At 73.5% G+C, this 7,388-nt stretch carries 6 protein-coding genes; 1 reads left to right on the top strand and 5 read right to left on the bottom strand.

The features are described from left to right. Positions 1-322 precede the first annotated feature (322 nt). Positions 323-1,504 carry a C40 family peptidase gene (locus tag ACZ45T_RS03480; RefSeq protein WP_468436965.1) on the top strand — a complete coding sequence of 394 codons (1,182 nt, stop codon included), beginning with the start codon at positions 323-325 and terminating at the stop codon, positions 1,502-1,504. Here ACZ45T_RS03480 and ACZ45T_RS03475 read toward each other — a convergent pair. The 5 genes from ACZ45T_RS03475 to ACZ45T_RS03455 form a co-directional block, all read right to left on the bottom strand. Next, positions 1,435-2,715: a styrene monooxygenase/indole monooxygenase family protein gene (locus ACZ45T_RS03475; protein ID WP_468436963.1), complete on the bottom strand. Its 1,281-nt coding sequence runs from the start codon at positions 2,713-2,715 to the stop codon at positions 1,435-1,437. The two genes, ACZ45T_RS03480 and ACZ45T_RS03475, sit on opposite strands and share 70 nt — an antisense overlap. 80 nt (positions 2,716-2,795) lie before the next feature. After that, positions 2,796-3,428, bottom strand: a complete 633-nt coding sequence (locus ACZ45T_RS03470) for a GTP-binding protein (RefSeq protein WP_468436961.1) — start codon at positions 3,426-3,428, stop codon at positions 2,796-2,798. Further along, a complete protein-coding gene (locus ACZ45T_RS03465) occupies positions 3,409-3,798 on the bottom strand; it encodes a DUF742 domain-containing protein (protein WP_360888306.1) in 390 nt (129 codons plus the stop codon). Before ACZ45T_RS03465 ends, ACZ45T_RS03470 begins: the two co-directional genes overlap by 20 nt. Further along, positions 3,795-4,280, bottom strand: a complete 486-nt coding sequence (locus tag ACZ45T_RS03460) for a roadblock/LC7 domain-containing protein (protein WP_468436959.1) — start codon at positions 4,278-4,280, stop codon at positions 3,795-3,797. The genes ACZ45T_RS03465 and ACZ45T_RS03460 overlap by 4 nt, the downstream gene beginning before the upstream one ends. Continuing rightward, positions 4,277-7,303 carry a sensor histidine kinase gene (locus tag ACZ45T_RS03455; protein WP_468436957.1) on the bottom strand — a complete coding sequence of 1,009 codons (3,027 nt, stop codon included), beginning with the start codon at positions 7,301-7,303 and terminating at the stop codon, positions 4,277-4,279. The genes ACZ45T_RS03460 and ACZ45T_RS03455 overlap by 4 nt, the downstream gene beginning before the upstream one ends. Positions 7,304-7,388 lie beyond the last annotated feature (85 nt).

Below are 7,388 nucleotides of genomic sequence, written 5' to 3'. Positions count from 1 at the left end.
GGCCGAAGGCCATCGCGAAGCGACGCGACCGTAGGGAGCGCCCTTGAGGGACCGGCCCGACACGGAGAGACGATGAGACTGACGGGAAACCCCCAAACCTTCTCTGATGCTGGTCGAGGGGCTCCCGCCCCCGAAGCCCCGCCCGCCCCACCCCCAACCGGGTGATCCGCCCCGACCCCCCCGCCCCGCTTGGGCGATTTGTCATACCGGCCGTGGCAGCATCGGGCATCTCGCAGCTCAGCCCATCTCGCACCTCAGCACATCTCGCATCCCCCGCCCCGTCCCGCCCCACCTCGCCCCACCCCGTCCCGGAGGTGATCCCATGTCACATCGCCCGCTTCGCGCCGCCTGCATCGCCGCAGTGCTCCTCGTCGCCGGGCCGGTCCCGGGCGCCGGCGCCGAGCCGGGGCTCCCCGAAGTGGAGTCCGTGGGGGTGCTGCTCACCCGTCTGCAAGGGCTCTACCAGAAGGCCGAGGAGGCCACCGAGGCCTACAACGCCACCGAGGTGGCCCTCGAGGCCGGGCGGGACGAGGAGCGGCTGCGCTCCGCCGACCTCGGCAGGGCACGTACCGCTCTCGAATCCGAGAAGGCCCTCGTCGGCCGGCTGGCCCGGGAGCAGTACCAGGGCTCGCAGGGCTTCTCCCCCTACGCCCGGATGCTGCTCGCGGGCAACCCCCAGGCGGCCCTCGACCAGCGTCGGCTCGCCGCCCGCGAGGGCGCCCGGCGGGCGGGCGTACTGGACCGGCTCAAGCGGGGCGAGCGGGAGGCCGACGCGCTCGCCGTCCGGGCGCGCAAGGCACTGGACACCCAGCAGACCCTGGCCGCCCGGCAGAAGCTCCATCAGGACGAGGTCGCGGCGCAGCTCAAGGAGGTCGAGCGCGTGCTGGCCTCGCTGACCCCCCAGCAGCTCGCGCGGCTCGGCGCGAAGGAGGCCGAGAACACCGCCGAGGCGCAGCGCGAGCTGGTGGACTCCGGCCGTCTGCCCACTCGTACCGGGACACCCACGGCGGCGGGCGGCGCGGCCCTCACGTACGCGGCCGCCCAGATCGGCAAGCCGTACGTGTGGGGCGCCGAGGGGCCGGGCTCCTTCGACTGCTCCGGGCTCACCTCGCAGGCCTGGGCGCACGCGGGGCGTGCCATCCCGCGGACCAGCCAGGAGCAGTGGGCCCGGCTGCCGAAGGTGCCGCTGGACCAGCTGCGGCCCGGGGACCTGGTGCTCTACTTCCCCAAGGCCACGCACGTGGGCCTGTACGTGGGAGACGGCAAGGTGATCCAGGCGCCACGGCCTGGGGCGAAGGTCAAGGTCTCGCCGATCGCCGCGAATCCGCTGCTCGGGGCCGTGCGGCCGGATCCCGACGGGACCCCGCTCACGGAGTTCAACCCTCCGCCGCTGCCCGAGCACACCGGGGCCGCGGCGGAGGGGGACGACGCCGGCTACTCCGCCGAGGAAGCCCCGGAGGCGGCAGACGCGGCGCCCACGGCCGAGGAGACCTCCGCCAGGTAGTCCGCCGTGTCCTCGGGGTCGTAGAAGTACGCGTCGAAGTCGGCCGGGTTGTCGAAGCCGTTGGCGAATCGGTTCGCCACCGGCTGGAGCTGCCCGGCCGCGCCGATCAGGTTCAGTACGTGCTCCGGCGGGACGCCCAGCATCGCGTTCGTCCACTGGGTCACCGGCTTGCCGGTGGTGAACCAGAACTTGTCGAAGGTCGCCTTCATCCACGCCTCGTCGAATGGCTTGTCCCCGTGCATCAGGATCGACGAGAGGTACGAGGCCGCGCACTTGGCGGCGGAGTTGGAGCCCTGGCCCGTGACCGGGTCGTTGGACACCACCACGTCAGCGACGCCCAGCACCAGCCCACCCCCCGGGAGGCGGCCGATCGGATTGCGGACCACCGGCGCGTAGCGGCCGGCGAGCGTGCCGCCCGCGTCCGTCAGCTCCACCTTCGTGGCCCGCGCGTACTCCCACGGCGTGAACTTCTCCATCAGTTCCAGCGTGACCGCCAGGTGCTCCGCCGGGTCCTTGATGCCGTTGAAGACGTCCAGCGGGCCGCCCGGTATGCCTTCCCAGAACAGGATGTCCGCGCGACCCGACGTCGTCAGGGTGGGCATGACGAACAGCTCGCCGACGCCCGGGACCAGGTTGCAGCGGACCGCCTCCGTCTGCGGGTGCTCGGGCCGGGGGCCGAGCCCGTGCACGTACGAGACGGCCAGCGCGCGCTGCGGGGCGTCGTACGGGGAACGCGCCGCGTCCCGCCCGAACATCGAAACCAGCTCGCCCTTGCCGGCGGCGACGAGCACGAGGTCGTACGTACGGGAGAAGAAGTCGAGGTCGGCGACCGAGGCGCCGTGGATGACCAGCTGCCCGCCGCGCTGTACGAAGGTGTCGAGCCAGCCGGCCATCTTCACGCGCTGGTCGACGGACTGCGCGTACCCCTTGAGGTGGCCCAGCCAGTCGATGGCGCGGGACGTGTCGGGGGCGGCGACGGAGACGCCGAGGCCCTCGATCTTCGGGGCCTGCTGTTCCCAGAAGTTGATCTGGAGGTCGCGCTCGTGCTGGAGCGCCGTGTCGAACATGCACTGCGTGGACATGACCCGTCCGGTGCGGATCTCGTCCGGCGTCCGGTTGGACATGAGGGTGACCTCGTACCCCTTCGACTGGAGTCCGAGGGCGAGCTGGAGACCGGACTGGCCGGCTCCCACGACAAGGATCTTGCGCATCTCTCACGTTCTCTGTTCGGGGGGCGCTCTTCGGGGGCGCTCTTCGGGGGCGCTCTTCGGGGGACGCTATTCGGGGGACGCTATTCGGGAGTGCTGTCGAGGGCGTGGCCCACCAGGGTCAGCAGGGATTCGACCACCGTCTGGCGGCGCCTCGCGTCCATGATCACGACGGGTACCTGGGGTGCGATGGACAGCGCCTCGCGCACGTCCTCGGGCTCGTACGACCGCGAGCCCTCGAAGTGGTTGACGGCGACGGCGTACGGGAGCCCGCAGCTCTCGAAGTAGTCGAGGGCGGGGAAGCAGTCGCGCAGCCGGCGGGTGTCGGCCAGCACGATGCCGCCGATGGCCCCGCGCACCAGGTCGTCCCACATGAACCAGAACCGCTCCTGGCCGGGGGTCCCGTACACGTAGAGGACGAGGTCGTCGTCGAGCGTGACGCGGCCGAAGTCCATGGCGACGGTGGTGGTGTTCTTCTCCGGCGTCGCGGACAGGTCGTCCGTGGGGGCGCTGGCCTGGGTCATCACCGCCTCGGTACGCAGCGGGGTGATCTCGGAGACGGAGGAGACGAAGGTGGTCTTGCCGACGCCGAAGCCGCCCGCGACCAGCACCTTGACGGCGACGGGTGCGCGGGAGCGGTCGTACTGCCAGGGCTGGACCGGCTCGTCGTCGGACCCCGGCAGGGGCACCGGGCTGTCAGAGACGGCGAAGACCACTGAGCACCCTTTCCAGCAGCGCGCGTTCGGGACGGCCCGTGCCGTGGCCCGTCCCGTAGACGCGTATGCGTCCCTGGTCGGCGAGGTCGCTGACGAGTACGCGGACCACGCCGAGCGGCAGCTTCAGCAGCGCGGCGATCTCGGCGATCGTGCGCATGCGGCGGCAGACCTCGACGATGGCGGGCATCTCGGGCATGCGGTCGGGCTTCTGCGGCTCCGACGCCTTGGTGTCCAGGGCGGCGACGAAGGTCTCGACCAGCAGGACGTGCGTGAAGCGGGTGCGGCCGCCCGTGAGGGAGTACGGGCGGACGCGGGCGGGGCGGCGGTCGGCTCCGCGTATCGGCAGCCGGTCGGAGGCCGGACTCCTCACGGGGTGTTCTCCATCGACTGGCGCAGCTCACTGCGGACTTCGGGGGTCAGGACGTGGCCGGCTCGGCCGACGAACAGGGCCATGTGGTAGGCGACGACGCTCATGTCGCAGTCGGGGGTGGCGTGCACGCCCAGCAGTGAGCCGTCGCTGATGGCCATGACGAAGACGGAGCCGTGCTCCATCGCCACCATGGTCTGCTTGACCGAGCCGCTGTCCATGAGGGCGGCGGCGCCGGTGGTGAGGCTGCCGATGCCCGACACGATGGTGGCGAGGTCGGCGGAGGCTCCGCGCGGGCCCTTGCGCTTGACCGGGGCCTCGGCCGCGCCGCCGCCCGTTGCGGGGTCGGAGGACAGGAGCAGCAGCCCGTCCGAGGAGACGACGGCGACGGAGTTGACGCCGGGCACCTCCTCGACCAGGTCGGTCAGCAGCCACTGCAGGTTGCGGGCCTGGGTGCTCAGTCCGTACGTACTGGGCGCGGTCATGTGCGTGCCTCCTGTGCGGTGTCCCCCTGGTCGGTCTTGCCATGGCTCTGGTCCGGGCCCTGCCCCTGCCCCTGGTTCTGCGCGAGCTCGGCGGCGACGACGCGCCGTCCGTCCTGGGCCCCCTGGTAGAAGCCACCGAGGCGGCGGCGCAGCTCGTCGGCGTCGATCCGGCGCGGTGGCTCGGGCCGTACGTCGTCACTGGCCGCGCGGGCGGGGGTGACGGTACGGGGAGTCCGCTTCGGGAGGCCCTTGTCGGTGACGGCCTCCGGCTCCGCCTCTGCCTCCGTCTCGGTGGGGTGGCTTCCCTGGCGGGGCAGCCAGTTCCCCTCGGCCGGGGCATGGCTGTGCGGGTCCGGCTCCGGCGCGGGGTCCGACACCCCGAAGGCGGCCGCGTCCGCGTCGGCGACGACCCGCGCGAGCAACTGCTCCCCTGCGGGGGGCGCGGCGGTGAAGATCTGCTCGGCGGGCGGCAGCCCGGCCGAGGTGGGCGCCGTGCCGGCGGGGCGCGGCTGCGCATCGGCGGCGGTCGGGGTGGCCTCCGCGCCGGGCGCCGGGGCCGGCTCCGGCTCCGCGAGGGCCTCGGCCGGGACGGCCGGGCCCGCGAGGGCCTCGGCCAGGGTGACCGGGGCCGCCGTGGTGGTGGGCACGCGGAAGGCGGGTTCCGGCTCCGTGTCGGCGACGGCCGGAACAGCTGGCTCCGGCTCTGTGTCGGCCACGGGCTCCGCCACATCGGCGGCGGCAGCAGCCGGGACGGCAGGCTCCGCGGCAGCAGCAGCGTCGGCCGGAGCGGCGTCGGCCGGAGCAGCCTCGACCGGAGCGGCGTCCGCATCCGACACCGCGGGCTCCGCCGCACCGGCGGCGTTGGCCGGCGCCTCCGGGTCCGACCCGTCGGGAGCGGCGTGCGCGCCCCGGCGCCGGGCCGGGAGGGTGTTCTCGTTCGCCTCCGCGATCACGCCCGGCAGATGCAGCGCGGGCGCGCCCGGCGTGGCCAGGGTGTGGACCGGGGAGACCGGCGGGGTGGCGGGGAGGAGGGACGCCGGGACGACGACCAGGGCCTCGGTGCCGCCGTGCCGCGGGGCGCGCAGCTCCGCGGTGACCCCGTGCCGGGCCGCGAGGCGGCCGGCCACGTACAAGCCGAGGCCCAGGCCGTGTTCCGCCTCGGGCTCCTCGTCGTACGCCTCGGGCGTGGAGAGCCGGGAGTTCAGCGATTCCAGCCGGTCCTCGGTGACCCCGATGCCCTCGTCCACGACGGAGAGCACCACGTCACCGGAGTCCAGCAGCCGGCCGAACACCTTCACCTTGGCGTCCGGCGGCGAGAACGTCGTCGCGTTCTCCAGCAGCTCGGCCAGCACGTGCGAGAGGTCGTCGGCCGCGTGCCCCGCGACCTGGGTGTACGAGGGCAGCGCGGCGAGGTCGACGCGCTCGTAGCGCTCGATCTCGCTCACGGCGGCCCGCATCACGTCGATCAGCGGTACCGGCAGGCCCTGCCCGTGGCCGTGTTCCTGCCCTGCCAGGACCAGCAGGTTCTCGTTGTGACGGCGCATCACCGTCGCCAGGTGGTCCAGCTTGAAGAGGGTCGCGAGCCGGTCCGGGTCCTGTTCCTTGGACTCCAGCTCCTCGATGACCGCGAGCTGGCGCTCCACCAGGCCCAGGGTCCGCAGCGACAGGGAGACGGAGGTCGTCGACATGACGCGGCGGTGCTCCTCCAGCCCCGCCCGCAGCTTCGCCAGTTCCTCGTCCAGTACTTCCCGGCTGGAGGTCAGCGCCTCGTTGCGGCCGATGATCCGGCGCCGGTCGGCGTCGAGTCCGGCGATCCGGGTGTGCAGGGAGACCGTCTGGTCGCGCACCGCGTTCAGGTGGCGTACGACCTCGGCGAACTCGTCGTTGCGGCCGGTGAAGCGGACCGGCTCCACCGAGCCCTCCGGCGTCGCCAGCCGCTGCGCGCCGCGGCGCAGCACGGACAGCGGCCGGGTCAGCGACCGCGCCACGGCGGTCGAGACGCCGACGGCGACCAGGAACAGCACGCCCAGCAGGGCGACCAGGGTCTCCAGCCGGGTCACGTCGTCGTCGCGCAGCGAGGCGAGGGCGGAGGCCCGCTGGCCCGCGAGGGTGGACTCCACGGACCGCATGCGGTCGATGCGGGCGGTGAGCGCGGCGGCGACGGCGGGCCCGTCGGTCTTGCGGTCGGCGGCCGTCAGGGTGGGCCGGTCGGTGAGCCGCTTGAGGAAGTCGTCGGCCGTCTTGACCTCGGGGCCGGTGACGGTGGCGGCGAGGGTCTGGCGTACGTCGGGCCGCGCGGCCCGCGCGAAGTCGTCCAGGGCGGCCTGCTCCCGTACGCGCGCACGCTGGGCGGCGGCGGTGAGCTCGTCGACCACGGCGGAGTTGGGGAGCTGCTCACCGCGGGGGACGGCCAGCGCGGCGAGCAGCAGTCCACGGGTGGCCGAGGCCTGTTCGACGGCCTGGCCGAGCGGGGCCAGCGGGCGGGTGGTGCTGAGGGCGGCCTCGGCGCGCGGCGGGGTCAGCTCGGCGAGGCGGTCGCCGGGGGCCTGGAGTTCCGCGATGACTCCGGCGTAGGCCTGGTGGGCGGCGAGGGCGCTGCCCTTGCCGTCGACGGCCTCGCTGCGGACGGCGCGGATGCGGGCGATCGCGCGGGCGGTCTCCTCGTCGGCCTCGGCCTGAACCTCCGTGAGCTGCCGGTCGGTTCGGGCGGCGCGCTCCTGGACGGGGCCCTTGGCTGTGCCGGGGCGGCCCTTGGCCGCGTACTCGACGACGGCATCACGCTCGTCGCCGAGCAGGTGCGCGAGGGTGAGGGTCTGCCGGGTCCGCTCCGCGAGGGTGACCAGGCGCTGGGAGTCGTTCAGTTCCGTCGAGGCGGAGATGACGGCGGGGCTGCCTGCCGCGAGGACGGTGAGGCCGGCGACGGCCACACCTACGACCAGCCTGCGGCGCACGCGGACGCGGCGTCCTGCGGGGGCCGGGCCGTCGGCGGCGGTGCCGTTCTTCCGAGACCGCTTCTTCTGCACCGGTGCTCGCAATCCTGTACGTGTGCTTCTGCTCGTCTACTCGTGTGGCCGAGGTAACGGCCGGTCAACAAGTAAACGCCCCCTG

The sequence above is a fragment of the Streptomyces sp. NPDC030995 genome (genome assembly GCF_055571215.1).
The sequence above is the reverse complement of the archived record's forward strand: the minus strand, read 5'-3'. Positions and strand labels throughout refer to the sequence as shown.